The 25,366-nt window shown below is 69.0% G+C and carries 30 protein-coding genes and 1 pseudogene; 15 read left to right on the top strand and 16 right to left on the bottom strand.

Annotation, left to right across the window (positions count from 1 at the left end; genetic code table 11):
- Window positions 1-587 (bottom strand): ParA family protein (locus DFR43_RS10785; protein WP_133598536.1); only part of this gene is annotated, 587 nt, incomplete at its 3' end.
- Window positions 588-681: 94 nt separating this feature from the next.
- On the opposite strand from DFR43_RS10785, the gene queA reads away from it, so the two are divergent.
- Genes queA through tgt form a run of 3 tightly spaced genes read left to right on the top strand, consistent with a single transcriptional unit; the run spans window position 682 to window position 3,816 of the window.
- Window positions 682-1,824, top strand: a complete 1,143-nt coding sequence (gene queA / locus DFR43_RS10790) for a tRNA preQ1(34) S-adenosylmethionine ribosyltransferase-isomerase QueA (protein WP_133598688.1) — start codon at window positions 682-684, stop codon at window positions 1,822-1,824.
- Window positions 1,821-2,618 (top strand): SDR family oxidoreductase, encoded by a 798-nt coding sequence (locus DFR43_RS10795; RefSeq protein ID WP_133598538.1) that lies wholly within the window; start codon window positions 1,821-1,823, stop codon window positions 2,616-2,618. The genes queA and DFR43_RS10795 overlap by 4 nt, the downstream gene beginning before the upstream one ends.
- Before the next feature lie 19 nt (window positions 2,619-2,637).
- Entirely contained in the window at window positions 2,638-3,816 is a 1,179-nt protein-coding gene (gene tgt, locus DFR43_RS10800) for a tRNA guanosine(34) transglycosylase Tgt (RefSeq protein ID WP_133598541.1), read from the top strand.
- A gap of 49 nt (window positions 3,817-3,865) precedes the next feature.
- Here tgt and DFR43_RS10805 read toward each other — a convergent pair whose 3' ends face one another.
- From DFR43_RS10805 to DFR43_RS10815, 3 genes are read right to left on the bottom strand one after another with little or no spacing between them, the layout of a single operon-like run.
- Window positions 3,866-4,945: a zinc ribbon domain-containing protein gene (locus DFR43_RS10805; RefSeq protein WP_133598543.1), complete on the bottom strand. Its 1,080-nt coding sequence runs from the start codon at window positions 4,943-4,945 to the stop codon at window positions 3,866-3,868.
- Window positions 4,942-6,228, bottom strand: a complete 1,287-nt coding sequence (locus DFR43_RS10810; RefSeq protein ID WP_133598545.1) for an FIST signal transduction protein — start codon at window positions 6,226-6,228, stop codon at window positions 4,942-4,944. The genes DFR43_RS10805 and DFR43_RS10810 overlap by 4 nt, the downstream gene beginning before the upstream one ends.
- Window positions 6,225-6,956, bottom strand: coding sequence for a PhaM family polyhydroxyalkanoate granule multifunctional regulatory protein (locus DFR43_RS10815; RefSeq protein ID WP_133598547.1), 732 nt, complete (start codon window positions 6,954-6,956; stop codon window positions 6,225-6,227). The genes DFR43_RS10810 and DFR43_RS10815 overlap by 4 nt, the downstream gene beginning before the upstream one ends.
- Before the next feature lie 153 nt (window positions 6,957-7,109).
- Here DFR43_RS10815 and DFR43_RS10820 point away from each other — a divergent pair, with 153 nt between their 5' ends.
- Window positions 7,110-7,493 (top strand): TraR/DksA family transcriptional regulator, encoded by a 384-nt coding sequence (locus DFR43_RS10820; protein ID WP_133598549.1) that lies wholly within the window; start codon window positions 7,110-7,112, stop codon window positions 7,491-7,493.
- 5 nt (window positions 7,494-7,498) lie between these two features.
- Complete coding sequence (locus DFR43_RS10825) at window positions 7,499-7,912, top strand: VOC family protein (protein ID WP_133598551.1); 414 nt, start codon at window positions 7,499-7,501, stop codon at window positions 7,910-7,912.
- Between the two features lie 12 nt (window positions 7,913-7,924).
- Here DFR43_RS10825 and DFR43_RS10830 read toward each other — a convergent pair whose 3' ends face one another.
- Window positions 7,925-8,884: a fumarylacetoacetate hydrolase family protein gene (locus tag DFR43_RS10830; RefSeq protein ID WP_133598553.1), complete on the bottom strand. Its 960-nt coding sequence runs from the start codon at window positions 8,882-8,884 to the stop codon at window positions 7,925-7,927.
- A 24-nt stretch (window positions 8,885-8,908) separates the two neighbouring features.
- Here DFR43_RS10830 and DFR43_RS10835 point away from each other — a divergent pair, with 24 nt between their 5' ends.
- Together DFR43_RS10835 and DFR43_RS10840 are read left to right on the top strand one after the other, a co-directional pair.
- Window positions 8,909-9,661 (top strand): DUF3108 domain-containing protein, encoded by a 753-nt coding sequence (locus DFR43_RS10835; RefSeq protein ID WP_133598555.1) that lies wholly within the window; start codon window positions 8,909-8,911, stop codon window positions 9,659-9,661.
- Between the two features lie 149 nt (window positions 9,662-9,810).
- Window positions 9,811-10,104, top strand: coding sequence for a BTH_I0359 family protein (locus DFR43_RS10840; protein ID WP_133598690.1), 294 nt, complete (start codon window positions 9,811-9,813; stop codon window positions 10,102-10,104).
- 35 nt (window positions 10,105-10,139) lie between these two features.
- On the opposite strand, the gene DFR43_RS10845 is transcribed toward DFR43_RS10840, so the two are convergent.
- Window positions 10,140-10,649 carry a Dps family protein gene (locus DFR43_RS10845; RefSeq protein WP_133598557.1) on the bottom strand — a complete coding sequence of 170 codons (510 nt, stop codon included), beginning with the start codon at window positions 10,647-10,649 and terminating at the stop codon, window positions 10,140-10,142.
- A 119-nt stretch (window positions 10,650-10,768) separates the two neighbouring features.
- On the opposite strand from DFR43_RS10845, the gene DFR43_RS10850 reads away from it, so the two are divergent.
- A complete protein-coding gene (locus DFR43_RS10850; RefSeq protein ID WP_133598559.1) occupies window positions 10,769-11,674 on the top strand; it encodes a ChaN family lipoprotein in 906 nt (301 codons plus the stop codon).
- On the opposite strand, the gene DFR43_RS10855 is transcribed toward DFR43_RS10850, so the two are convergent.
- The 6 genes and pseudogenes from DFR43_RS10855 to DFR43_RS10880 all read right to left on the bottom strand — a co-directional run bounded on the left by DFR43_RS10855 (window position 11,638) and on the right by DFR43_RS10880 (window position 17,631).
- The gene (locus DFR43_RS10855; RefSeq protein ID WP_133598561.1) at window positions 11,638-12,144 is read right to left on the bottom strand and encodes a hydrogenase maturation protease; all 507 of its coding nucleotides are present in this window, start codon (window positions 12,142-12,144) and stop codon (window positions 11,638-11,640) included. The genes DFR43_RS10850 and DFR43_RS10855 overlap by 37 nt on opposite strands.
- On the bottom strand, window positions 12,141-13,655 hold the full coding sequence (locus tag DFR43_RS10860; protein ID WP_133598563.1) for a Ni/Fe hydrogenase subunit alpha: 1,515 nt from the start codon (window positions 13,653-13,655) through the stop codon (window positions 12,141-12,143). The genes DFR43_RS10855 and DFR43_RS10860 overlap by 4 nt, the downstream gene beginning before the upstream one ends.
- A 9-nt stretch (window positions 13,656-13,664) precedes the next feature.
- On the bottom strand, window positions 13,665-14,240 hold the full coding sequence (locus tag DFR43_RS10865; RefSeq protein ID WP_211338638.1) for an NADH-quinone oxidoreductase subunit B family protein: 576 nt from the start codon (window positions 14,238-14,240) through the stop codon (window positions 13,665-13,667).
- A complete protein-coding gene (locus tag DFR43_RS10870) occupies window positions 14,237-14,968 on the bottom strand; it encodes a 2Fe-2S iron-sulfur cluster-binding protein (protein WP_133598565.1) in 732 nt (243 codons plus the stop codon). The genes DFR43_RS10865 and DFR43_RS10870 overlap by 4 nt, the downstream gene beginning before the upstream one ends.
- The gene (locus tag DFR43_RS10875) at window positions 14,965-16,788 is read right to left on the bottom strand and encodes an NAD(P)H-dependent oxidoreductase subunit E (RefSeq protein WP_245988906.1); all 1,824 of its coding nucleotides are present in this window, start codon (window positions 16,786-16,788) and stop codon (window positions 14,965-14,967) included. The genes DFR43_RS10870 and DFR43_RS10875 overlap by 4 nt, the downstream gene beginning before the upstream one ends.
- Window positions 16,789-16,873: 85 nt before the next feature.
- Window positions 16,874-17,631, bottom strand: a pseudogene (locus tag DFR43_RS10880) (IS5 family transposase).
- A 59-nt stretch (window positions 17,632-17,690) separates the two neighbouring features.
- On the opposite strand from DFR43_RS10880, the gene DFR43_RS10885 reads away from it, so the two are divergent.
- From DFR43_RS10885 to DFR43_RS10915, 7 genes are all read left to right on the top strand, one after another.
- Complete coding sequence (locus tag DFR43_RS10885) at window positions 17,691-18,032, top strand: hydrogenase maturation nickel metallochaperone HypA/HybF (RefSeq protein ID WP_164499735.1); 342 nt, start codon at window positions 17,691-17,693, stop codon at window positions 18,030-18,032.
- Window positions 18,033-18,046: 14 nt separating this feature from the next.
- A complete protein-coding gene (gene hypB / locus DFR43_RS10890) occupies window positions 18,047-18,862 on the top strand; it encodes a hydrogenase nickel incorporation protein HypB (RefSeq protein ID WP_133598571.1) in 816 nt (271 codons plus the stop codon).
- Window positions 18,863-18,894: 32 nt separating this feature from the next.
- Entirely contained in the window at window positions 18,895-20,043 is a 1,149-nt protein-coding gene (locus tag DFR43_RS10895) for a Kae1-like domain-containing protein (RefSeq protein WP_133598573.1), read from the top strand.
- A 3-nt stretch (window positions 20,044-20,046) separates the two neighbouring features.
- Window positions 20,047-20,286, top strand: coding sequence for a HypC/HybG/HupF family hydrogenase formation chaperone (locus DFR43_RS10900; RefSeq protein WP_133598574.1), 240 nt, complete (start codon window positions 20,047-20,049; stop codon window positions 20,284-20,286).
- Window positions 20,283-21,446: a hydrogenase formation protein HypD gene (hypD, locus tag DFR43_RS10905; RefSeq protein ID WP_245988907.1), complete on the top strand. Its 1,164-nt coding sequence runs from the start codon at window positions 20,283-20,285 to the stop codon at window positions 21,444-21,446. Before DFR43_RS10900 ends, hypD begins: the two co-directional genes overlap by 4 nt.
- The gene (gene hypE / locus DFR43_RS10910; protein ID WP_133598576.1) at window positions 21,443-22,492 is read left to right on the top strand and encodes a hydrogenase expression/formation protein HypE; all 1,050 of its coding nucleotides are present in this window, start codon (window positions 21,443-21,445) and stop codon (window positions 22,490-22,492) included. The genes hypD and hypE overlap by 4 nt, the downstream gene beginning before the upstream one ends.
- 64 nt (window positions 22,493-22,556) lie before the next feature.
- Window positions 22,557-22,742, top strand: a complete 186-nt coding sequence (locus DFR43_RS10915; RefSeq protein ID WP_133598578.1) for a hypothetical protein — start codon at window positions 22,557-22,559, stop codon at window positions 22,740-22,742.
- A gap of 73 nt (window positions 22,743-22,815) precedes the next feature.
- On the opposite strand, the gene DFR43_RS10920 is transcribed toward DFR43_RS10915, so the two are convergent.
- From DFR43_RS10920 to avd, 4 genes are read right to left on the bottom strand one after another with little or no spacing between them, the layout of a single operon-like run.
- Complete coding sequence (locus tag DFR43_RS10920) at window positions 22,816-23,121, bottom strand: hypothetical protein (protein ID WP_133598580.1); 306 nt, start codon at window positions 23,119-23,121, stop codon at window positions 22,816-22,818.
- A 1-nt stretch (window position 23,122) separates the two neighbouring features.
- The gene (locus DFR43_RS10925; RefSeq protein ID WP_133598582.1) at window positions 23,123-23,716 is read right to left on the bottom strand and encodes a DUF4376 domain-containing protein; all 594 of its coding nucleotides are present in this window, start codon (window positions 23,714-23,716) and stop codon (window positions 23,123-23,125) included.
- Window positions 23,646-24,959: a reverse transcriptase/maturase family protein gene (locus DFR43_RS10930; protein ID WP_211338640.1), complete on the bottom strand. Its 1,314-nt coding sequence runs from the start codon at window positions 24,957-24,959 to the stop codon at window positions 23,646-23,648. Before DFR43_RS10930 ends, DFR43_RS10925 begins: the two co-directional genes overlap by 71 nt.
- On the bottom strand, window positions 24,956-25,360 hold the full coding sequence (gene avd / locus DFR43_RS10935) for a diversity-generating retroelement protein Avd (protein ID WP_164499736.1): 405 nt from the start codon (window positions 25,358-25,360) through the stop codon (window positions 24,956-24,958). Before avd ends, DFR43_RS10930 begins: the two co-directional genes overlap by 4 nt.
- Between the last annotated feature and the right edge of the window lie 6 nt (window positions 25,361-25,366).

A 25,366-nucleotide genomic window follows, 5' to 3' on the forward strand; every position in this document is an offset into this window, starting at 1 on the left:
CTCTCATCTTCGGTGTCTGGTGTCTGGTCGTCGTCGCCGTGGCTCACATGGTACCCGTACCAAGACCGGCCACAGGGGAGTTTTTCAACGGCCTGGTAGAGCGCCTGGCGTGAGAAGTCGTCGCAATCGAACGGGATGAGGCAGCCGCTGGCCCCCATCAAGGCCGATCGGGTGTAGAAGTTCAGCGCCGGCGGCGTGTCGATGTAGATGTGCTCATACGCCTCGCCCAGTTGCTGCAGCGCCTCGCGCAGCTTGTAAATCTTGTGGCGCGATTCGAGCTTGGGCAGCAGCTCGTCGAGCCGTTCGCTGGCGGCCATCAGGGCCAGCCCGTCGAACGGGGAGGGGATGACGAATGCGCTGGCTGGCAGCGGGTGGAAGGTGAAGCTCAGCGTTTGGTCGAAAAAGCTGGCCACGGTGGGTTGATCGCCATCGGCCTGCGCCCCCAGCAGGTAGCGGGTGGAGTTGCCTTGGGGGTCGAGGTCGATGAGCAGGGTTCGCCGCCCTTGTGCCGCGCTGATGGCCGCGAGATTGCACGCGATGGTGGACTTGCCCACCCCACCTTTCTGGTTGAACACGACGAGGGCCATGGGGTTCTCCTGCTTGTTGCAGTGCAACATCATACCTTCTGCGACAATCGCGGCCATGTTTCACTTGGAACGGGCCCGTCCGGCCCTCAAGCCCATGACCCTCACCGCCGCTAACGCCCCGCGCGTTTTCACCCTGAGCGACTTCGATTTCTCGCTCCCCCCGGAACTGATTGCCCAGCACCCGGCGCCCGAACGCAGCGCCTCGCGCCTGCTCGACGGCCGACGCGCGCCGCCAGCGGATCGCATCTTCCGCGACCTGCCGGCGCTGCTGCAACCCGGCGATTTGCTGGTGTTCAACGACACCCAGGTCATCAAGGCCCGCCTGTTTGGCGAAAAAGCCACCGGCGGCAAGCTGGAGCTGCTGGTGGAGCGCGTGCTGCCTGGGCCCGGCCATGAAGTGGTCGCGCACATGAAGGTCAGCAAAAAGCCCCCCATCGGGGCCACGCTGCGCATGCATGCCGGAGGGAGCACCGAGGTGGCCTTCACCGCCACGCTGCTGGGCCGCTGGCCGCACGAGGATGGCCCCCTGTTCCGGCTGGCGTTCAGCGACGAGCCGCATGCCCTGATGGCCGCGCACGGCCACGTGCCGCTGCCGCCCTACATCGAGCACGCCGACACCGAGGAAGACGAGCGCCGCTACCAAACCGTCTTTGCCAAGAACCCCGGGGCCGTGGCCGCTCCCACGGCGGCGCTGCATTTCGACGAAGGCGTGCTCGCGGCCCTGGATGCCCGTGGCGTGCAACGCGCCAGCGTCACCCTGCACGTGGGCGCGGGCACTTTCCAGCCCTGCAAGACGGAAAACATCGCCGAGCATGTGATGCACAGCGAGTGGTATCAGGTGCCCGAAGCCACCCAGCAGGCCATCGCCGCCACGCGCGCCCGTGGCGGGCGCATCGTGGCCGTGGGCACCACCACCGTGCGCACGCTGGAGAGTTGGGCCCGCACCGGCCAGGCCACGGGCGACACCGACATCTTCATCACCCCGGGGTTTGACTTCCGGGTGGTGGACCTGCTGATCACCAATTTCCACCTGCCCAAGAGCACGCTGATGATGCTGGTGTCGGCGTTCGCCGGCTACGAACCCATCATGGCGCTGTACCGCCACGCCATCGAGCAGCGCTACCGCTTCTTCAGCTACGGCGATGCGATGCTGCTGGCGCATGCAGCATGTGTTTCATCTGAAGATGGTGACCGTTGTGGCGAGCGTGAACCAGGCACCAAAGGAGATCAACGATGAAAAGACTGGCAGGAAAGTCTGCGCTGGTCACTGGAGCCGCCCGCGGCATCGGGGCAGCAATCGCTCGTGCCTTTGTCGAACAGGGCGCGTTCGTCTTTGTGACGGATATTGACGATGCAGCCGGCGAGCAAACGGCGTCTCGGTTGGGCTCTTCAGCCACTTACCTGCACCTCGACGTCAGGGAAGAGTCCGAGTGGCTGGCTACTATTGAGCATATCGACCAGGCCCGCGGCCCTCTAGATATCGTCGTGAACAACGCAGGAATCACAGGGTTCGAGCGGGGTGAGCATGTCCACGACCCTGAGCGCGCGAGCCTTGAGAGCTGGCGCGAGGTGCATCGCACCAACCTGGACGGGGTATTTCTGGGCTGTAAGTACGCGATTCGGTCGATGCGGCCAAAGCGGGCGGGAGCTATCATCAACATCTCCTCCCGCTCGGGTCTAGTCGGCATACCAGGCGCCGCGGCGTATGCTTCGTCGAAGGCGGCGGTACGCAATCACACCAAGACGGTTGCACTGTATTGCGCGGAGCAGGGGCTCAACGTGCGCTGCAACTCCATCCACCCGGCGGCCATCCTGACACCGATGTGGGACCCCATGCTGGGAACCGGCGCCGAGCGTGAACAACGCATGAAGGAGTTCGTCAGCGACACCCCCGTCCGCCGCTTTGGAATGCCGGAGGAAGTCGCAGCCGTCGCGGTGTTGCTTGCCTCAGATGAGGCCGCGTACATGACCGGCTCGGAGCTGAGTATCGACGGTGGCTTGCTGGCTGGCTCCGCCGCCGCGCCGCGATGAGATCTACGTATTGCCTGCCATGCTGACTTTCCAATTGCTGAAGACCGAGGGTCACGCCCGGCGCGGCGTGCTCACGCTCAACCACGGGGTGGTGCAGACCCCCATCTTCATGCCCGTGGGCACCTACGGCACGGTCAAAGGGGTGATGCCGCGCAGCCTGCATGACATGGGCGCCCAGATCATCTTGGGCAACACCTTCCACCTGTGGATGCGCCCGGGGCTGGACGTGATGCGGGCCTTCGGCGGGCTGCACGGCTTCGAGCAATGGCACAAGCCCATCCTGACCGACTCCGGCGGCTTTCAGGTCTGGTCGCTCGGCGCGATGCGCAAAATCACCGAGGAAGGCGTGCACTTCGCCTCACCGGTCAACGGGGACAAGCTGTTCATGTCGCCGGAGGTGAGCATGCAAATCCAGACCGTGCTCAACAGCGACATCGTCATGCAGCTGGACGAATGCACGCCCTACTGGCAGGGCGACAAGGCCAGCGGCCACGTCACCACCGAGGCCGAGGCGCGCGCCAGCATGGCGCTGAGCCTGCGCTGGGCGCGGCGCTCCAAGGCGGAGTTCGAGCGGCTGGGCAACCCCAATGCGCTGTTCGGCATCGTGCAGGGCGGCATGTTCGAACATCTGCGGCAAGAGTCGCTGGAGGCGCTGGTGGACATGGACTTCCCCGGCTACGCCATCGGTGGCGTGAGCGTCGGCGAGCCGAAGGAGGAGATGCGCCGCATCATGGCGCACACGCCGCACCGGCTGCCGGCGCACAAACCGCGCTACCTGATGGGGGTGGGCACGCCGGAGGATCTGGTGGAGGGCGTGGCCTGCGGCGTCGACATGTTCGACTGCGTGATGCCGACGCGCAACGCGCGCAACGGGACGATTTTCACCCGCTACGGCGACCTGAAGCTGCGCAACGCCCGCCACAAGGCCGACCCGCAGCCGCTGGACCCCACCTGCACCTGCTACGCCTGCGCGGGCGCCAGCGGCGTGAGCTGGGCCGACGGCGGGCGCGACGGGTTCAGCCGCGCCTACCTGCACCATCTGGACCGCTGCGGCGAGATGCTGGGCCCGATGCTGACCACCATCCACAACCTGCACTACTACCTGAACCTGATGCAGGAGGTGCGCGACGCGCTGGACGCCGGCACCTTCGCCGCCTTCCGCCAGCGCTTCGCGGCCGAGCGCGCGCGAGGGGTTTGAGCCCTACAGGGGGGCAGAGACGCTGCGCTGGGTCGCCTGAGGCGGGCGCTCACCCAGGCTGCGTGTGGGGCGCGGCGCCGGGGGCTTCGGCGGCGGCCGCTGCCGGTGTGCCGCAGTGCTGGCAGAACCGGCTGAAGCTGTTTTTGCGGGTCTGGCAGGCGTGGCAGCGGTCAAACAGGCACAACCCGCAGTGGATGCAGAAATCGGCCTGCGCATCGCTCAAGTTCACGGGCCGCTCACACCCCGGGCACACCCCTTTGGCCAGGCGTGCTTGCGCCAAGTCATAGTCCAGCGCTTGCCGGCGCTCGGCCTCCGGGCGGGCTTCGGCGGCTTTTTGCCGCTCCAGGTAGCGATTCAGCGCCACGATGACGTATCGCCCCACCAGCACCGTCAACACCACCCCAACCCCATGGCGCACGTAGCCGCCATAACTGGGCAAAAAGGGCACCAACTCCACGAAAAACACAAAGCCCGCAAAAAACACAAAGCCCCAGACGAAGGGCCACCACGTGCCGTGGCGGTGACGCACGAACAGCCAGGCGGCCACAGCCAGCAGGGGCAGGGTCAGCGCCAGCCGGTAGCCAAAGACCCGCAATTCCTGCTGGCGCAGCGCGGCCTGCCATGCGTCCTGGGCCGTGGCATGCAGCCGCTGCCATTCGGCTTGCGCCCGCTCCTGGGCTTGACGGGCGTCGAGCAGGATGCGCTGTTGGGCCTCCACCACCGCCAAGGCCTCGCGCTCGGCCTGACGCAGGCGCTCCAGCGCGGCGCTGCGCCGGATGAGCTCAGGGTCTTGCTCGGCGCGTTCGGTCACCTGCCGCGTGGCCAGCCATTGGCTGAAGGTATCGCGCGCGGCCCGGTGGTCGGCTTGGGCGATTTGGTGTTGCAGCTGCGCCTGCTCCAGCGCTTGTTGGGCGTCGCGGATCTGGCTTTCGGTGGCCTGCATCGACTCGCGCCACGCGCGGCTGGCTTGCGCGTCGATGAAGTGCTCCACTTCCAGGCGCTGCTCCACCCGGGGCAAGTCGCCCACCACCGCGCTGCCCAAGCCGATCAGAAAGCCCGCAAACACAAAAGCCAACAGCCACAGGCCGCGGCGAAACCATTTTTCCGACAGACGCAATGCTTTGCTCATGATCCAACGCTGGGCTTGGCCGCCTCCTCGGCCGTGAACACCGTCAGTACCCCGGTGTAGCCGTAGAGCCTGTGGTGCGCGATTTCGCCCCCCGCGAAAAAGCCGATCAGGGGCACGTCGCCCAGGGCATGGCGAACGATTTGCAACTCGGCGCTGGGCGCGCCGAAATGGGGGCCACCCCGGCCGCTGCAGCTCACATACACCGCGCCGACGATGCGCTCGGCCGGCGCGGGCGCGGCAGCCATGTCGGCGGCCGGCAGAGCCACGGGTTCCAGCTCTTCGCGGATTTCGGCGCAGATGCGCATCAGGTCGGCCCGCGCGGCCTGCACGTGGCGTTCGCAAAACAGCAGCCGGCCGCCTTCAGGCACGGTGTCGGCGATGGCCACGCCGCGGCGTGCCGGGTCCAGCCCGATGAGGTGGCGTACCAGCACGTCGTCGCCCAGCGCGCCGGGTACCTGCACGCCACGGGGCTGTGGCGTGTGCGGGGCCGTCAGGCCCACCAGCGTCTGGCGCAGTCGTTGCACCGCCGCGGGCGGTTCGTCCAGCGTGATCGACAGGTCTTGCAGCAACACGTCCAACGCCGGGTGGCCATCGAGCTGCAGCACGACATGGTGGTCGGCGCGATCGATGCGGTGCGCAGGGGCCAGTGGCCGCACGCCTTGCGTGACGCGCGACAGCAGCCGCACATCTGGCCCGAAGGCCACGCCGCTCAAGCCCCCGTGAAACACGCCGGCCGCCCCGCGCCGGCCGCTGCCAGCCAGCGCGCCGTGGCTGGAGCGGGCAAATTGCACCGTCGGCCCGCGGCTGGCAGCCAGGCCGCCAAACACGTAATGGCTGACCGTGCGCTGCGCCATTTCGGCGATCAGGTCGGCTACGTCGGGGGTGGCGCCATCGGCATGCACCAGGGCGGTTTGGGGCACGAACCCGTCGGCCGCCTGGGTGGCGGCCAGCGGCGCCACGCCACTGAAGACGCGGTATTGGTGGGGGGCCAAATCGCAAAGCATGACGGCCAAGGCCGGCTCGTCGATGTACTCCACGTTGTTCGACGCGATGCCCACCCCCACGGTGCCGGCCCAATCGGTGACCTCGGGCAGCTCGGCCCCCAGGTGGTCGAGGAGGTCTTGTGCGTCGGCGGCGTAATGGTCGGTGATGTAGAGCAGCCCCAGCGACGGCTGGCTGGCGTGACCGGGCAGGGCCATTTGGGCGCGCAGCTGCGCCAGCACCAGCGCCGCGGCCATGCGCCATTGGGGGTGGGTGGCGTGGGCGTAGGGGAAGCGTTTCATGGTTGTCGGCGGCGGCGAGCGCCTGTGCGCGGCGCCGCAGAGGGCGTGTTTTTGCCCGCGCCCGAGGCAGGAGGGGTTGCACGCGCGGGCGCAGGGCTGGCCGTGCTGGCGCGACGGCGCGGTTTCGCCGCGGCGGCAGGCGCGGGCCCCTCGGGGGGCGGGGCGGTCGGGGCCATGGCTTCGGCGCCTGCCTGCACCGACTGCGCCATCTGTCCGGCGGCCCGGCTGGCGTGCTCGGCCATGTCGCGGATGGCGCCGCTGGCGATGGTCTGGAACTGCTGGGTGAGCGCGCTCCACCACTGCATCGGATCGACCGGCGGCGGCTCGGCAGGGGCCGCCGCCGCAGCGGTGGCCGCATCGCTGGGGGCCGCGGCTGCTTGGACCTCCTCGGGCCGGATGCGGAACGCTTCGGCCATGTCTTGCAGGCTCACGTTCATGCGCCGCAGCGCGGCCAGCGTCATTTTCTGCACCTCCAGCGCCTGGATGGTGGCCGCCAGCGCCTTCGTGTTTTGATCGAGCCAGAAATGCACGGCGCGCAAGTCTTGGATGCGGCGCTCGATTTCTTCGACATCCATCGTTGGGGCCACCCAGTGGCCCAGCGGCGGCATGCCGGGGGCGGCACTGGCCTGTCCTGGCGCGGCGCTGGAGGCGGCTTGCCGCGAGAGGTTCTGCAAGAACTCGAAGCCGGGGATGTAAGCGGTGAAGGAGGAAGGATTGGGCGTGTTCATGGCGGGCCTGCGGGCGAAGGGGATGCCTGCCTAGCATGCCACAGCTTTCCCGCCTTGGCACGCCGCCCGGGCCAGATGCGCCGCAGTTGACCCGCGTCAAACGCCAACGTGGCGTTTGCGGGACAATGCCACGACGTCCACAGGAGTTCCGCCATGAGTGAACCGATATCCGACACCTTTGCCCGGCAGCTGCAGCAGATGCGCGCCGACGTGATCGCGCAGATTCGCGCCCAGCGGGGTGGCAAGATCGGCCGCGCCGAAGCCGCCGGCGACCTGCGCGACGTGCAAAGCGGCGACTGGGCCCAGGTCGATGCCGAGCGCGATCTGGCCATGGCCATCGACGAGCGCGAGGCCGAAGCGCTGGCCGCCATCGACGCGGCGCTCAAGCGCATCGCCACGGGCGACTATGGCCTCTGTGTCGATTGCGGGGTGGACATTCCCACCGCCCGGCTGCACGCCAACCCCACCGCCTTGCGTTGCGTGGCCTGCCAGGACAAGGCCGAGCAAGCGCGAGGCAGCGCCCATCCTTCCCTGTGACGCCCATGCGCAGCCTGTTTCATTTCGCTTTCAACGTCACCGACCTGGACGAAGCCCGCCGCTTCTATGGCGGCGTGCTGGGCTGCACTGAAGGGCGCAGCACCGAGACGTGGGTGGACTTCGATTTCTTCGGGCACCAGCTCTCGCTGCACCTGGGGCAGCCCTTCGTCACGGCCGATACCGGGCACGTGGGCGACCACCTCGTGCCCATGCCCCATTTTGGTCTCATTCTGGCGCTCGATGATTGGCAGGCCATGGCCGATCGGCTCAGCGCCGCCGGGGTGCGCTTCGTGATTGCGCCGCAGGTCCGCTTCCAGGGGCAGCCCGGCGAGCAATGGACCATGTTTTTCCGCGACCCTTTCGGCAACCCGATCGAGATCAAGGGCTTCCGTTCGTTGGAGACGGTGTACGCCGCCTGAGCGGGCGGGGCCTCATTCGGCCAGACCGATCGTCTGCTCGATGGCCCCGAAGACGGACTGGCCATCGCGCCCTTTCATGTCCAGGCGCACGGCATCGCCGGTGGCCAGATAGGCCGTGGTGGCGCGGCCGTCGCGCAACCGCTCGGCGGCACGTCGGTCGCTGAGGCTGCCGTGGCCGCGCGGCCACTGGAGCGGATCGTCCGCGGCCGGGGCGTTGCCCACCACGCCGGCGCCCACCAGCGTGCCAGCGCGCAGACGGCGCAGCTTGCCCAGGCCGGCGATCAGGGCGCCGAAAGGCGCTTGCATGTCGCCCGCATCGCACATGCCGACGCGCCGGCCGTTGCAGGTGGCTTGCAGCGTCAGGCACAGGCGTCCCTGCTGCCAGGCGTCACCCAGCTCGTCGGGCGTGGCCACGACCGGGGCAAAAGCCGTCGGGGCCGGCACGAAGCGGCTGGGGTCGTCCTGGCCGGGTGGCACCAGCTGCGCGTCGTTGTACAGCGTCAGCAGCCGCACCGCTTCCAGCGCCCGGTGGGCCGTGGCGCCGGCGGGCAGGTCATCGATGACCACGGCCACGCCGGCGCCGAAATCGGCCGCCCAGCCGGGCCCGGGCAGGCGCAGCGCGTCGGCTGCGCCACGCAGATCGTCGCTGGGCCGCTGCTGCCCGCTGCCGTGGCCCCCATCGTCCACGGGCTCCCGCCCCGGGTGGGGGTAGCTGTCGAAGGTCACCCACTGGTAAGCGCGGGGCAGCGGGGCCATGCACATCTGGGGATCGAAAGGAAAGGCGTGCCGGGCCTTGCCCTGGTTGAGGGTGACGGAAAGGTCCTGCAACTGCGGCGCGATGAAATTCCAGTCGTCGAGCACTTGCTGCAGCGTGCCGGCGATGCCCGTGGCGTAGTGGGCGGTGCTCAGGTCGCGCGAGACGACCACGAGCTGGCCGTCGCGCGAGCCGTCCTTGTAGGTGGCGAGTTTCATGGCCGACAAGTGTACGATTGGCGCATGCATGCACGCCGTACCGATGGCCGGCTGAGCCGGCGAGCTTGGCTGGGGGCGCTGGTGGCCGCCGGTTGTTGCCCTGCCGCCGTGTGGGCCTCGGCCGCCTGGCCCTGGTCCCGCGCCTGGGTGCTGGACTACGAGGTCAGCGGTCGTGCCCGCGGGGTGCCTTACCGCGCCAGCAGCCAACTGCGCTGGGAGGCCCGGGATTGGGCCTACACGGCGGTGCTGGAGATGCGTGCGCCCCTCGTGGGCACGCGGACCCAGCGTTCCGAAGGCCGTATCGACGACCGCGGCACCCTGCGGCCCGACCGCTTCACCGACCAGGCCCGGCGCGAGCACCGCTACGAATTGGAGTGGGCGCGCCAGCGGTATCGCTATGTGCGCGAAGGCGAGCCGCTGCGCGAGGGCGCGCTGCCCGCAGGCACGCAGGATCGGCTCAGCCTGTTTTTCCAGTTGGGTGGGTGGGCCGCCGCCCAGGCCCCGAGAGGGGAGGCCAGCGTGGAGCTGCCCGTGCTGGGGCGCGGCGGCGCCGAGCCTTGGGCGTTTCGGCTGACCGGGCGCGAAGCGGTGGACACCCCGGCCGGCGCGTTGGACGCGTGGCGGCTGGAGCGCCAGATTCGCGCACCCGACGACACCGCCATCACCCTCTGGCTGGCACCGGCTTTGCAATACTTGCCCGCACGCCTGCTGCTGGAAGACGATGAAGGCCACCGGGTCGATCAGCGGCTGCGCCGGCTGCCTGCTGGAAGGGACTGACAGGGCCAGCGCCGCCGAGGTGGCCGCGCGGGCCTCTTGAAGCGCCGTCGGTCGGCCTCAATTCAGGGATGAGGCGGCTGTGCCGATGTTTCGATCAGAAACGTGGCATGAAGCTTGCAGGGTTATTGCGTTTCGAGGACATTTCCACCATGCACATGCTCTACGACTCGGAATCTTTCGCGGTGGTGCACATCTTCGCGAATGCGCCTGATGCGTCAGGAGCGGATGCGCACGCCCAGGCCGACGGCCCCCGGATGCCGCGCCACGGCTTTGAAATCGTGGACAAGCGCACCGGCAAGGAGGTCTATCTCGATGGCTCCTGGGCCGAGCTGTTTCAGCAGCAGATTCAGGCCTGGCAACGCCACACCCCCACCCAGGAAGAGGTGGAGGACACGCTGGAAGGCTACGCCACGCTGGCGCAGACGCCGGTGGTGGTGCACTGAGGGGCCGCGGCGGCTGCGCGGCCCGCCCAGGCGGGTCAGTCTTCCAGCAGGCTGCGCAGCATCCAGGCGGTTTGCTCGTGCACGGCCAGGCGTTGCACCAGCACATCGGCGGTGGGCTCGTCGCTGGCCTTTTCCACCAGGGGGAAGATGCTGCGCGCGGTGCGGGCCACGGCTTCATGGCCTTGCGCGAGGATGCGCACCATCTCCATCGCCTTGGGCGGCTCGGACGGGGCATCGGGCAGCGAGCTGAGCTTGCCGTATTCGGCATAGGAGCCGGGGGCCACGTGGCCCAGGGCGCGGATGCGCTCGGCGATCGGGTCCACCGCATTCCAGAGCTCGGTGTACTGCTCCATGAACATGGCGTGCAGGCTGTTGAACATCGGCCCGGTGACGTTCCAGTGGAAGTTGTGCGTGGTCAGGTACAGGGTGTAGGTGTCGGCCAGCAGGCGGCTGAGGCCCTGGGCGATGGCGGCGCGGTCTTTGTCGCTGATGCCGATGTCCATCTTCAGGGATTTGGCGGGAACGGTCGGGGCTTTCTTGGCCATGGGCTTCCTCCACAGAACGGGTTGAACGGGCGAAACCCCCCTATCGTATCGCAGTGCTTGAACGCTGGACATGTGTCGCGCCGCCGACGCATGGGCCGGCCTTGGCGTAGCATGGTGGCATGAACCGATACCGATGGTGGCGTTCGTGTGTGCTGCATGCCTGGCTGCTGGCGCTGGCCGGGGCGGCTGTGGCCATGGAGCCCAGCGCGGCGCAGCCGGCCGCCCCCGTGGTGGAGGCCGCCGCCGTGGCCCAGCGGCTGGCGGCGCTGCTGCCGGCGCAGGTGCTGATCTTGGGCGAGCAGCACGATGCCGAGTCGCACCAGGCGTTGCAAGCCGCGGTGGTGCGCGAACTGGCCGGGCGCGGGCAGCTGCGGGCGCTGGTGCTGGAGATGGCCGCCCGCGGACACGATACCGCCGCCCTGCCGCCCGATGCGAATGCCGCTGCGGCTCGCCAAGCCTTGGCGTGGGAGGCCGAAGGCTGGCCCTGGGAGCGCTATGCCCCGGTGGTGATGGCGGCGGTGCGGGCCGGTGTGCCGGTGCACGGCGGCAACCTGCCACGCGCCGCGCTGCGGGCGGCAATGACGGATGCCTCGCTCGACGCCGCGGTGGATGCGGCGCATTGGCCGGTCTTGCAAGCGTTGATGCATCAGGCGCATTGCGAATGGTTGCCGGCCAGCCAGCTGCCGGGCATGGCTCGGGTGCAGATCGGCCGCGATCAGGCCATGGCCGAGACCGTGCTCGGGCTGCTGGAGCCGGGCCGGGTGGTGCTGCTGGTGGCCGGGCGGCAGCATGCGCGCGGCGATTTCGGCGTGCCCTGGCACCTGCTGCGCCAGGCGCCGGCGCTGCAGGGGGCGGTGCGGGTGGTCGATCTGCGCACGCCCGAGGCCGACCCCTTGGTGCCACCGGGCAGCGCTTGGCAGCCCGATGCCGTCTGGCCCACGCCTGCCGCGCCGCCGCAGGACCACTGCGCCGCGTTGCGGCAGCGGTTTCAGCGCCCGGAGGCGGGTTCCGGCGTGGCCCCTTGAAGCGGGGCGATGGTTTCACGCGCCGGGGGCGTGAGCCAATCCCGCGCCCAGTCCAGGGCCTGCGCCAGGGCGGCCCGTGCCGGCGGGGAGAGGTCGTCGCCCAGCCCCCAGCGCTGGCCGTGCAGGCGCAGCAGCCACGCCGGCGGCGGGGTGCCCAGGGTGTCGGCATAGGCTTGCAGCACGGCGGGTGGGCTCAAGGCGTGGCTGGTGAAGCTGGCGTCGCGCCGGGGGTGGAGTGCGGTGACGCAGTAGCCCCCTGGATGATCGGCAGGCGTGCGGGCCGCATCCACGAACAGCACGCGCGCACGGCCTTGCAAATCCAGCGCGTGCTCCACCTGGAGCTGAAAATCGGTCAGGCACTCCACGCCGGGCAAGTGCCAGGCCTGCACGGCCTCGGCAAACAGCGGGCCGAGTGCGTCGTCGCCCCGGCTGGGGTTGCCCCAGGCGAGGATCAGGGTGGGCGCGATCATGGCTTGAGGAGGGCGCCGCCCGGGCGCAGCCGGCGATCCAGCTCGGTGCCATCGGCATCCAGCAGCACCACCTCCAGCGGCATTTTCCCCAGCGCATGGGTGGCGCACGAGAGGCAGGGGTCGTAGGCGCGGATGGCGACTTCGATGTGGTTGAGCAGGCCTTCGGTGAGTTCGCGCCCGTCCAGGTAGCGCTGCGCGACCTCGCGCACCGCCGTGTTCATGGCCTGGTTGTTGTGGGTGGTGGAGACGATCAGGTTGGCCATGGTGACGAGGTCGTCATCGCCCACCTGGTAGTGGTGGATGAGCGTGCCGCGCGGGGCTTCGATGACGCCCACGCCTTCGCGGACCTCAGCCAACGGGCGCTCACCCTGGGTCATGAGGTCAGTGCCTTCGAGCGCGTCGTCGTGCAGCAGGCGTTCGATGGTTTCGGCCGCATGCAGCATCTCGATCATGCGCGCCCAGTGGTAGGCCAGGGTGGCGTGCAGCATGGCGTGGCCGCGCGCGCGGGCGTAGGCCAGCAGCTGCTGGCGCGCCTGTTCGGCCAGCGGGGTGGGCAGGCGGTCGGCGTTCTGGATGCGTGCCAGCGGCCCCACCCGGTACCAGCCTTGTTCTGGCCCCAGGGCGGTGAAATAGGGGAATTTCATGTACGTCCAGGGCTTGACCGCTTCGGTCAGGAGGCGGTCGTAGCCGCGGACGTCGAACTGGTCGAACAGGCGCTGGCCGTCGGCGCCGGTGGCGCGCAGAGCGCCGTCGTACAGGTCCAGGCTGCCGTCGGGCGCGACCAGCCCCATGAAGTTCGACGGAAAGCTGCCGAAGGTGTCGTAGAGCGCCGGGTTTTGCTCGTGCAGCCGCTGCACCAGCGCCACGGCCTGCCGGCTCCAGTCGATCACCTGCCCGATGCCTTGCTGCAACGCCAGCCGCTCGGCCCCGGTGAGGGCCTTGTTCACGCCCCCGGGCACCGACGCGGTGCCGTGCACGCGCTTGCCCGAGGTGAGGCGGATGACTTCCTGCCCGTACTTGCGCAGCAGAATGCCTTGCTTGGCAATCTCCGGATGGGCCTGCGCCACGCCCATGAGGTGGCGGCGCTCCACCTCCGACTCGAAGCCGAACAGCAGGTCGGGCGAGGACAGGTGGAAGAAATGCAGCGCGTGGGACTGCAGGATCTGCCCGTAATGCATGAGGCGGCGCAGGGCCTCGGCGGTGGGGGTGAGCTGCCGTGCGCCGACCACGGCATCCAGCGCCTTGCTGGCCGCCAGGTGGTGCGACACCGGGCAAATGCCGCACAGCCGCTGCACCATCACCGGCACCTCCCAGTAGGGTCGGCCCTGGATGAAGCGCTCGAAGCCGCGGAACTCCACGATGTGCAGCCGCACCTGGTGCACGCGGTGTTGCTCGTCGAGCAGCAGCGTGACCTTGCCGTGGCCTTCGACGCGCGAGACCGGGTCGATGGCGACCCGGCGCAGGCCCTCGCGCGGCACCTGGGCGGTTTCGAGGTCGGCGGCAGGGGTCATGGCAGGGCGTCAGTCGTAATGCAGCAGGCCATGGCCCAGGCGGGGCTCGCGGCCGGCGATGAGGTCGTTCAGGAAGGCCCAGATGGCGTCGCCCGAAGGCGGGCAGCCGGGCAGGAAGTAATCGATGCGCACCACCTCGTGCACCGGGTGGACCTGGTTCAGCGGCAGGGGCAGTTCCGGGTCGTTGGGGATCTGGCTGCCTGGCGCCAGGCCGTGGCCGGTGATGTAGACCTGTTGCAGCACGTCGCCCACTGCCAGGTGGTTGCGCTGCGCGGGCAAGCCGCCGTTGACGGCGCACGCCCCCAGAGCCACCAGCACGCGGCACTGGGCGCGGAATTCGCGCAGCACGTGCACGTTCTCAGCGTTGCACACGCCGCCTTCGATGAGGCCGATGTCGCACGGGCCGCAGTGCTTGATGTCGGTCAGCGGGGAGCGGTCGAATTCCACCAAGTCCAGCAGCGGCAACAGGCGTTCGTCGATGTCGAGGAAGGACATGTGGCAGCCGAAGCAACCGGCCAGCGAGACGGTGGCGATCTTGAGTTTGCGCGGGGGCGTGGCCATCGGTGTGTCCACGGGCGGGTTCATGCGTCGCCCCCCGAGGACGGGGCCACGTCCACCGCGCTCGCAGGCTGCGCGTCGTAGCGGCGCTGGCCGATGGGCACGGCAAAGCCCACGCGCTTTTTCAGGATCACGCCCACGGGGCAGATGTCGGCCGCGCGGTCGGTGGCGGCAAAGTCGGTGTCGGCCAGCCGGCCGGTGGGGCTGTTGACGATGAGGTGCGATTGCGTGCCCCGGCCCGAGAGGGCGAACACGTGCTTGCCGTCCACGTCGCGGCTGGCGCGCACGCACAGTTCGCACAGGATGCAGCGGTTGAAGTCCAGCAGCACGTCCGGGTGCGAGGCGTCCAGCGGCCGGTCGGGGAAGAAGTGGTCGAAGTGCGGGGTGAGCATGCCGGCCTCGTAGGCCGTGGCCTGCAGTTGGCAGTTGCCGCTTTTCTCGCACGCGGGGCAGAAGTGGTTGCCTTCCACGAACAGCAGTTGCAGCAGGGTGCGGCGTTTTTCTTCAAGTTCGGGCGTCTGGGTGCGCACCTCCATGCCTTCGGCCGCGGCCAGCGTGCAGCCGGTGGCCAGCCGGCCGTTGGCCTGCACGGTGCACAGCTTGCAGGAGCCGTGGGCGGCAAAGTCGGGGTGCCAGCAGAGGTGGGCGATGTAGCGGCCGGCCGCGTAGGCGGCCTGCATCACCGTCTGGCCAGGCGTGAAGGGAACGGGCTGGCCGTCGAGCAGAAAAGTGGGGGAGGCAGATGGCGTGCTCATGGCGTCTGCCCCAGGCCCGCGCTGCGGTTGCTGCCCAGGTGGGCGAGGGCGTCGTCGCGCCTGGTCATGCGGCGGGCTTCGCTCAAGGCCGCGTCCAGATCGAAGGCGGGTTCGTAGGTGGTGGAAGCCAGCCGGCGCTCGAACGCGGGGCGGAATTTGCGCGCCAGGTCCTGCAGGGCCAGCGTGGCGGTGTTGCCCAGGCCGCAGTGGCTGGCGCCCTGCATGAGGCGGTGCATGCGGTCCATTTCTTCCAGGTCGTAGGGCGAGCCGCGATGGGCGGCCAGCTTGTCGAGCAAGCGGGCGTTGACGGCGGTGCCCACGCGGCAGGGCGTGCAGAAGCCGCAGCTTTCGTGCGCGAAGAAATGCGCCACGTTGTGGGCCAGCTCGAACAGATCGCGCGAGCGGTCGAACACCATGATCGAGCCGCCCGTGGCCACGTCCTCGAAAGCGATGCGGCGATGCAGTTCGCCGGCGCTCAGGCAGGGGCCGGCCGCCCCGGCCGTGGTCACGGCCTGCACATCGGCGGCCCCCGCCGCGTGCAGCACCTCGGCCAGCGGGGTGCCGAAGGGGCATTCGTAGATGCCGGGGCGGGCCACGTCGCCCGAGACCGACAGCACCTTGGTGCCGCTGGACGACTCGGTGCCGATGGCGCGCAGCCAGTCGCCCCCGTGCAGGGCCACCAGCGCGGCCGTGGCCAGCGTTTCCACGTTGTTCACGGTGGTGGGCCGGCCCAGGTAGCCCTGCGTGACCGGGAACGGCGGGCGGATGCGCGGCTTGCCGGGCTTGCCTTCCAGCGATTCGATCAGCGCCGATTCTTCGCCGCAGATGTAGGCGCCAGCGCCCAGGTGGATGTCGATGTCGAAGTCCAGCCCCGGCCCTAGGCAGCCTGCGCCCAGCAGGCCCTGGGCACGCCGCTCGGCCAGCCGGGCCTGCAGGCGCGGCAGCAGGTAGCGGTATTCGGCGCGCAGGTAGAGGAAACCCAGCCTCGCGCCCACGGCCAGCGCCGCCACGCACATGCCGTCCACCACCAGGTCGAAGGCGGTGGAGAGCAGCACGCGGTCCTTGAAGGTGCCGGGCTCGCCCTCGTCGGCGTTGCACACGATCACCCGCTGCGCCCCCGGGGCCTCGGCGCAGGCGCGCCACTTGAACCCGGTGGGAAATCCCGCACCCCCGCGCCCGCGCAGGCCCGAACGCGCCACCTCGTTCAGCACCCCCTGAGCACCCCGCGCGCGCGCCGCCTGCAGCACCTCGCCAGGCCGCCACACGTGGCGGAGCAGCACATCACGCCGGTGGATGCGGTCTTCGATCGCAAACCAGTCTTCAGGCCAGTCGGCCACCGGCACGCGCTGCTGGATCAGACCCGCCATCGCGTCGATGCGCTCGGGCGTGACGCGCGGCATGGCGCGGCCATTGACCAGCAGCGCGGGCCCCTGGTCGCACAGGCCGGTGCAGGAAGTGGTGGCCACGCTGGCCAGCCCGTCGGGCGATACTTTGCCCGGCTCCAGCCACAACCGCTCGCACAAGCGTTGCATCAACGCAGGGGCGCCCAACAGGCAGTCGGTGATGTTGTCGGAAAACAGCACCCGGTACTGGCCCACGGGCCGGGTGTACAGGAAGCTGTAGAAGCCGGCCGTGCTTTCCACCGCCACACGGGGCAGGTGCAGCCCGTGGGCCACGGCGGTCAGGGCTTCGGGGGGCAGCCAGCCGTACAGGTCCTGCACGTCATGCAGGATTTGCAGCAGCCGGTGCGGCCGGTGGCCATGACGGGCCAGCACGGCAGGGATGGGGCCGGCGGGATCGGGGGTGACGGTGGTTTGCAAACGGGGCCCTCCACGGCACGCCAGTCAGGCGGGTTACGCGCCATTGTGCCTTGGTCCATGCCGCATCGGCTAGGGCCTGTTAACACTATCGCAACGATTCGACGATCAGTGCGAAGTGGATGAAGGCCGCGAACATGACGTCGAGCTTGTCGAAGCGGCTGAAGATGCGGCGGAACCCTTTCAGACGGCGCAACAGGCGCTCGATTTCGTTGCGGCGCTTGTAGATCTCGGTGTTGTACGCCCATGGCTGGGCCCGCAGCGGATGCGGGGGCACGACCGGATCCAGGCCCAGATCCAGCGCGAGCTGCCGGGTTTCATTGCCCTCGTAGGCGCGATCCATGACCAGATGGCAGCGCGCGCTCAGGGGTGGCAGGGCATGCAGCAGGGCGCGACCGGCTGGGGCATCGCCCGCCTGGCCCGGCGAAAGCCAGAAGGCTAACGCGCAGCGGGAATCCGCGGCAGCCATATGAATTTTGGTGGTCCAGCCTCCGCGGGAGCGGCCGATGGCCTGCGGGCCGTTTTTTTTCGTGCGCCGGTGCCGTCCGGGTGGACCTTGACGATCGTACTGTCCAGGCTGACCGCCTCCAGCCGCACCCGGAGCAGCTGTTCGGCCTGCATGCGCTCGAAGACCCGATCCAGGACCCCGGCCTTGGCCCACCGGTTCATCCGCGTGTAGATCGTGTGCCAGTTGCCGAACCGCTTGGGCAGGGCCCGCCACTTGCAGCCATTTTCGGCCACGAACAGGATCGCGTTGAGCACTTGAAGGTTGTCCAGCGACACATTGCCCCGCTGCCGCGGCAGGCAATCCTCGATACGCGCGAATTGCACAGGCGTAAGTTCCATGCGCAGTATGTTAGCACGTAGTGTTAACAGGACCTAGGGGATGAGGGACAATGCCCCCCATGCACGAACTTGCCCTGGCCGATGAGATGGTGGCGCTGATCGAGGCGGCGGCGCGGCAGCAGGGTTTTCGCCGTGCCCGGGTGGTGCGGCTGGAAGTGGGCGCGTTGGCGTGCGTGGAGCCGCAGGCGCTGCAGTGGGCGTTCGAGGCCGCCAGCCAGGGCACCTGCGCCGAAGGGGCCGAGCTGGTGTGGCTGCGCGTGGCTGCCAAAGGGCTGTGCCCGGCCTGTGGGCAGCGCCAAGGGCTGGCCACGCTGTACGATGCATGCATGGCCTGCGGCCATCTGCCGATGCAGGTGGCCTCGGGCACCGAACTGCGCGTCCGCGATCTGGACGTGGAATGAACCGGGAGACAGCGATGTGCACCACCTGCGGCTGTGGCGGCGACGGCGCCACCTTCCATGCCCACCCTGCCCACGACCATCCGCATGACCATCCCCACGAGCACAGGCATGCGCACGAACAACGCCATGCGGGTGCCCATATGACACTGGCGCCCGAACCGCGCCTGGTGCAGATCGAACAAGACCTGCTGGCCCGCAACGACCGCCAGGCGGCGATCAACCGCGCCACCTTCGCGGGCCTGGGCGTGCTGGCGTTGAACCTCGTCTCCAGCCCCGGCTCGGGCAAGACCACGTTGCTGGTCAAGACCATCGAGCGGCTGGCTGGCAGCGTGCCGGTGGCGGTGATCGAGGGCGATCAGCAAACCGCGCTCGATGCCGAACGCATCCGCGCCACCGGCGCCCCGGCGCTGCAGATCAACACCGGCAAGGGCTGCCACCTGGACGCCCGCATGGTGGCCCAGGCCCTGCCTGCCTTGCCCCTGTCCCGTGGCGGATTGCTCCTGATCGAGAACGTGGGCAACCTGGTCTGCCCGGCCGCGTTCGACCTGGGGGAGGCGCACCGGGTGGTCGTCCATGCCGTGACCGAAGGCGAGGACAAGCCGCTCAAGTACCCCGACATGTTCCGCAGCGCCGACGTGATGTTGCTCAACAAATGCGATCTGCTGCCGCACCTGTCGTTCGACGTGGCCCAGGCCGAAGCCCATGCGCGGCGCGTCAACCCCACCTTGCGCGTGTTCCGGGTGTCCGCCACCACGGGCGAGGGCATGGACGACTGGCTGGCGTGGCTGCGGGCGGCGCTGCGCCTGGCCCCGCTCGCGGCGGCGCGCTGACCTTGGCTGTCGCCTGTGCATGCCCCCATGCCGTGAACGAGGTTTGGATCGATGACCTGCCCCTGCCTGCCGGGCCGCCGGTGCTCGCGCTGGGGGCGCACTTCCAAGCCGCGGTGTGCGTGGCCGGCCCGCGCGTGGCCCGGCTCAGCCCGCCGCTGGTCGATCTGGACAGCGCCCAGGCGTGCGACAGCCTCCGGGCCCAGGCGCTGGACGGTTTGCGCCGGTTGGCCGGGCAGGCCGTGGCGGTCCAGGCCATCGCGCACGATGCGCACCCGGACTTCCCCAGCACTGCGCTGGCGCGCCAGCTGGCCGCCGAGCGCGGGGTGCCCGCATGGGCCGTGCAGCATCACCATGCCCATTTGGCGGCGGTGTGGGCCGAGCACGCCATGCCCGAGCCGGCCCCACACCTCGTCGGGCTGGCGCTGGACGGCTTTGGCCTGGGCACCGATGGCCAGGCTTGGGGCGGTGAGCTGCTGCACCTACACGGCCCACGCGCGCATCGGCTGGGTCATCTGAGCCCGCTGCCCTTGCCCGGTGGCGATGCCGCCAGCCGCGAACCGTGGCGCCTGGCCGCTGCCGCGCTGCACCGGCTGGGCCGGCGTGACCAAGCGCTGGCCCATGCCGTGGCCCACGGGCCGGCCGGCATGGCCGAGCCGCTGCTGCACCTGCTCGACCGCGGCTGGCGCTGCCCCCCTTCGACCAGCCTGGGCCGGCTGTTCGACGCCGCCGCCTCGTTGCTGGGCCTGTGTCACCGGCAGACGCACCCGGCCGCCGCCGCGCAGGCCCTGGAAGCCGCCGCCTTGCGCCACGGCCCCTGCCCACCGCTGCCTGGCGGCTGGCAGCGCCATCGGCCCGCCAACCAACCGGAACAGCTCGATTTCGGCCCCTTGCTGGCGCACCTGGCCGATGCCACCGACCCCCTGGCCGGCGCCGCCTGCTTCCAGGCCACGGTGGCCGAAGGGCTGGCCCTCTGGCTGATGGGCGCCGCAGCCCAAGTGGGCACCGGCGCCGTCGCGCTGGGCGGCGGCTGCTTGCACAACCGCTTGCTGCGCAGTGCCCTGCACGACCGCCTTTCCCGCGCCGGCCTGCGCTGCCTGCTGCCGCAGCGCCTGCCACCGGGCGATGCCGCCATCGCCTATGGGCAAGCCGTGGTGGCCCGGCTGGTTCTGGCCTACCATTGAGCCATGTGTCTGGCCGTTCCTGCCCGCGTGGTCGAATTGCTCCCTCCTCAGGACGCCTGGGTGGAGCTGGACGGCGTGCGCCAGCGCGTCTCCCTGGCCCTGCTCGACGCGGTGCAGGTGGGCGACTATGTGATCGTGCACGTGGGCTTTGCCCTGCAAGTGATCGACGAGGCTGAAGCCCAGGCCACGCTGGCCCAGCTGCGCGAGCTGCAGCGCGAAACCCTGCCTCCGCCCTTGCCATGAGCCCCGCCACGGCGCCGCCTTTTCCGCTGATGTACGCCTTTCGCGATGCTGGCCTGGCGCAGGGCCTGGCCCGTGCCATCGCGCAGGCCCTGCCCGCTGACCGCGAGGTGCGCGTGATGGAGTTCTGCGGCGGGCACACCCACGCCCTGGCCCGCCACGGCCTGCCCGACCTGTTGCCAGCGCGGCTGCGCCTCGTCCATGGCCCAGGCTGCCCGGTCTGCGTGCTGCCCATCGGCCGCATCGACCAGGCCATCGCGCTGGCGCAGCAGCCCGGCGTGACCCTGTTCACCTACGGCGACGTGCTGCGCGTGCCGGCTTCGGACCGCCTGACGCTGCGCAAAGCCCAGGCGCTGGGGGCCCAGGTGCGCATGATTACCTCGCCGCTGCAGGCGCTGCAATGGGCGCGGGACCATCCGCGGCAGCAAGCGGTGTTCCTGGCCATCGGGTTCGAGACCACCGCGCCTCCCACGGCCGTGGCCGTGCTCCAGGCCCACGCCGAGGGGCTGCGCAACTTCTCGGTGCTGTGCCACCACGTGCTCACGCCAGCGGCCATGCACGCCATCCTCAGCGGGCCTGAGCCTGCGGTCATCGACGGGTTCATCGGCCCTGGTCACGTGTCCACCGTGATCGGCAGCGCCGCCTACGAGGCCGTGGCGCGCCAGCACCGCAAGCCCATCGTGATCGCGGGCTTCGAGCCGCTGGACCTGTTGCAAGCGCTGTGGATGCTGCTGCGCCAGATCGTCCAGGGCCAGCACAGGGTGGAGACCGCCTTCACCCGCGCCGTCACGCACGAGGGCAATCTCAAGGCCCAAGCGCTGGTGCGACAGGTGTTCGCCCGGCGCGAGTCGTTCGAGTGGCGCGGTCTGGGCACCCTGCCCGACAGCGCCCTGCGGCTGGCCGATGCCTACGCCGATTTCGATGCCGAGCGCCGTTTCGGTCTCGCCTACCGGCCCGTGCCCGACCACAAGGCCTGCGAATGCGCCGCCATCGTGCGCGGCGACAAGCGGCCCCAGGACTGCGCCATCTTCGGCACCGGCTGCACGCCGGATCACCCGATCGGCGCCTGCATGGTCTCGGCCGAAGGCGCCTGCGCGGCCCATTACCAGTATGGCCGCTGGCGCGACCCGGTGGCCATGGCGCACAAGCCCCCAAGCCCATGAGCAGACCCCTGCCTTTCGTCGCTGAAGCCCTTGATCTGTCCCACGGCCATGTCGATCTGACCCATGGCGCCGGTGGCCGGGCCATGATGGCGCTGATCCACCACGTCTTTCGGCAGGCGCTGGGCAACCCGGCGCTGGACGCCGGGCACGACGGCGCGGTCCTGCCCGCCGTGCCGGGCCGGCTGGTCATCGCCACCGATGCCCACGTCGTCGCGCCACTGTTCTTCCCGGGGGGCGACATTGGTTGCCTGGCGGTGCACGGCACCCTCAACGACGTGGCCGCCATGGGCGCGCAGCCCCTGTACCTGTCGGCCAGCTTCATTCTGGAGGAGGGCCTGGCGCTGGCCGATCTGCAACGCATCGCCGCGTCCATGGGGCGGGCCGCCCGCGAGGCAGGCGTGCCCGTGGTCACGGGCGACACCAAGGTCGTGCCGCGCGGACAGGGCGGCGGCGTGTACATCACCACCACGGGCGTGGGCGTGCGGCGCGAGGGCGTCGAGGTCGATGGCGCGCGTGCCCGGCCCGGTGATCACATCCTCGTCACCGGGCCCATCGGCGACCATGGCCTGGCCATCCTGTGCGCCCGCGAAGCGCTCGGCCTGGCCACCCCCATCGTGTCCGACACCGCGGCCCTGCATGGCCTGGTGGCCGATTTGCTGCACGCGGCCCCCGAGGTGCATGTGCTGCGCGACCCGACGCGCGGTGGCCTGTCGGCCACGCTCAACGAGATCGCCCACCAGTCCGGCGTCGGCATGGTGCTGCAAGAGGCCGCCATCCCGGTGCGCCCGGCCGTGGCCGCGGCCTGCGAGCTGCTGGGCCTGGACCCGCTGGACATGGCTTGCGAAGGGCGCATGGTCATCATCGTTGCGGCCGCGGCCGCTGGCCGGGCGCTGCAGGCGCTTCGGGCCCACCCGTTGGGGCGCGAGGCGGCTCTGATCGGCGAGGTCGTGGCCGACGGGCGGCATTTCGTCCAGATGCAGACCCGCTTCGGCGGCCGCCGGCTGGTGCACTGGCTGGCCGGCGACCCGCTGCCGCGTATCTGCTGACGACGCGCTATAGTGACGAGACGCGCCCCATTCTTCTTGCCGCCTTTCTGCCGCCCTCCTGCCCATGTATCTGACCGACTTTTTCGCCGATGCCGATACCGATCTCATCGGCTGCATCCGCTGCCGCGACGCCCAGCCGCTGGAGATGGCGCTGAAAATCGCGTTCCAGCCGATCGTCGATGTGCAGGCGCGCCAGATCTTCGCCTACGAGGCGCTGATCCGGGGTGCCCAGTGGGCTTGCACAAATTAAATGCGACGCGTGCACGCATTACACGCGACGTGCACGCATTCCACGCGACAAAAAGATGTCGCACGGAATGCGATCAAAGCCGCTCGATGCTGCGCTCACAGTGACCAGGATCAAGTCGATCCAGCAGTCGGCAGAGGAGGCAGGCCCACCGCTTGCCTTGCCGCTGCGCGCGGCCTGCGCGGCTGCTGATCGTCTCGTCCTCATGCCCGCCGAAGGCCGCGTTGGCAAGCTGGTCATAGGCTATCGCCAGAGTCCATGCGCGGCGGCCATGCGGGCTTGCGATGGCGGCGAGTAGCATCCAGGCTGCCGCGACCAGTGCGGCGACCTGGCATAGCGCCCATAGCGCGATCAACAGCGCGCGGCGTTTCAGGTCGTCCATCTTAGGCAGGCCAGCCCGTGGCGATGTCGATGGCGGCAAGGTCGGCCTCCGTCGTGGCCGCATCAACAGCCGCTTTGAGCTGCCGTGCGTGCAGATGGACGGCATACACGCGCTGCATGAGCGCAGCAGGCATGCCGATCATCTGCTGAGCGTCCAACGTGATCTCGGTGTTGTCGGCGCATACCCAATCAATGCTGAATGGCGCACCGGCAGAAACAGCCGCCTGGGCGGCCTGCACCGCGCCGGTGATGCGCTGGATACTGCGCTCATCAGCATCGAAGGTCTTGCCGAGGTAGGTAAGCGGCATGGTCTCTTGCCGATACCGCTCGGCATTGACGCGCGCGCGCAGCTCGGTTTTGGCCGCCGCGAGCTTGGCCGCTGGGTCGGCCTCCAGCTTTGCCTCGCCGATGAGCTGTGCACCGCTGCATGCCGGGACTTCCTCGATGCCACCCTGCGGGGTGACGGAGATGAAAACCCCATCCGGCCGGTAGTCTTCCGGGACGCTCCAGGCCCGGACGATGGCCTCAACAGGCAAAGACGGGAGGCTGTAGGACTGGGAATTGACGATCAGATGACGATCTTCGGTGATGTGCATGGCTTGCTCCTAGGGTGAACCGGGAAAGGATTGATGCGCTTGTCCTCCACGCGTTTGCGTGACGCATGACCGCGAGAAACGACATGACGCGCTGTCGGCACTGGCCAAGCGTCGCTTGGCCGCTTTCGTGGCGGCGGCGCAAAGCGGCAAACCGTTTTTTCCAGGCGCACAGACAGCGCTTGCGCGGCCGGATATGTGCATGAAAGATACGATAGCCGCAAAAATCAACGCCGCGCGCGGCAGGCCATATCCCGCTCTTTGGGTTGACGCGCAGACCAAGCGCGGCAAGCTCCAGCGCAATGCGCCCCAGCAAGCTACGGGCGGCATTCTTGCCACTAACGACGGCCACCATGTCGTCCATGTAGCGTACGTAGTAGCGCACGCCAAGGTCATCCTTGACTTTGTGATCGATGACATCGAGCAAGATATTGGCGGCCAACTGGCTGGTCAGCGCACCAACTGGCAGACCGACGCCGCTAAAGCCATAGCCGCTATACACCGTACGCAGCAAGGCAAGAACGCGATCATCGCGCACGACGCGCGACATCTGACGCAGCAGCACATCGTGGTCGATGCTGGCGAAGTAGCTCTTGACATCGACCTTGACGATATAAGGCCGCGACCACGTGCGCACCGCGCCGCGCAGAAACGATTGCGTGCGACGCACGGCAGCGTGCGTGCCTTTGCCGCGCCGGCATGCGTAGCTGTCGTGGACGAAGCGGCGCTCGAACAGTGGCTCGATAATGCGCACGATGGCGTGGTGAACGATGCGGTCTGGAAACGGCGGCGCGGTGATTTCACGCCACTTCGGGTCGCGCACCCAAAAACGCCGTGCCTGTCCGGGCTGCCATGTGCCGCGCAGCAGGTGTTCGTGGATGTCGACCAAGTTGGCGAATGCGTCTGCATCGAAAGCGGCCACTTCCTGCGACTGCCGCTTGCCTTTGCGCGCTTCGCGGTAGGCGGCCACGAGGTTGTCCCACGCCACGATACGCTCGAATAGGGTGGGCGAAGCCACGGGCACTTTACCCGCCGCGTCGCCCGGCTTTTGTTCGTCTCCGATGAGACAGGAGTGCGCCCCCGAAGGATGGGGCACTGTCGGCGCAGCCGTAGCCGCACCGCTTCTGGCCCAGTCTTCCATCGCCAGGCGGCAGCCGATGTTGCTGTTCGCGTTCGACGGAGCGTTGTTCGCGTTCAGATAGAACAACCCGGCGTTCCCGCCGTTGCCCCAGTTGCCGCCGTTCACAGGACACCTCCCTTCGCCTTGGCCGACTCGTGCTTGATCCACGCGCCGACCATGCGACCGATTTCGGCTAGGTGTCGTGCGCACACCTCAAGCCGGTGATCGTTGATGTATTGCAGCCGCCATGCCTTGCGCACGAGCGATTTGAGTACATGCAGTTCGACATCGAGGTCGAACAGCGCACCAGCGCGGCTCTTGCGCTTCCACGCCACAGCTACGAGCCGATGAATCTCCGTCATCTGCTCGCGGCAGCGTGCAGACAGCCCGTGGCGCTCAGCCTTCGGCCACTGCTGCGTGATCTGGTGCAGATAGACATCAAAGTCTTCGAGCGCCGCCATCAGACGCGCCAGCGGCTGCGGAACTTCGTACTCTTGCCCCGCGCTTCGGCGCGGGGCTTGGATCATGGGATC

Origin of the sequence: Tepidicella xavieri (assembly GCF_004363315.1) — a bacterium.
GTDB lineage: Bacteria > Pseudomonadota > Gammaproteobacteria > Burkholderiales > Burkholderiaceae_C > Tepidicella > Tepidicella xavieri.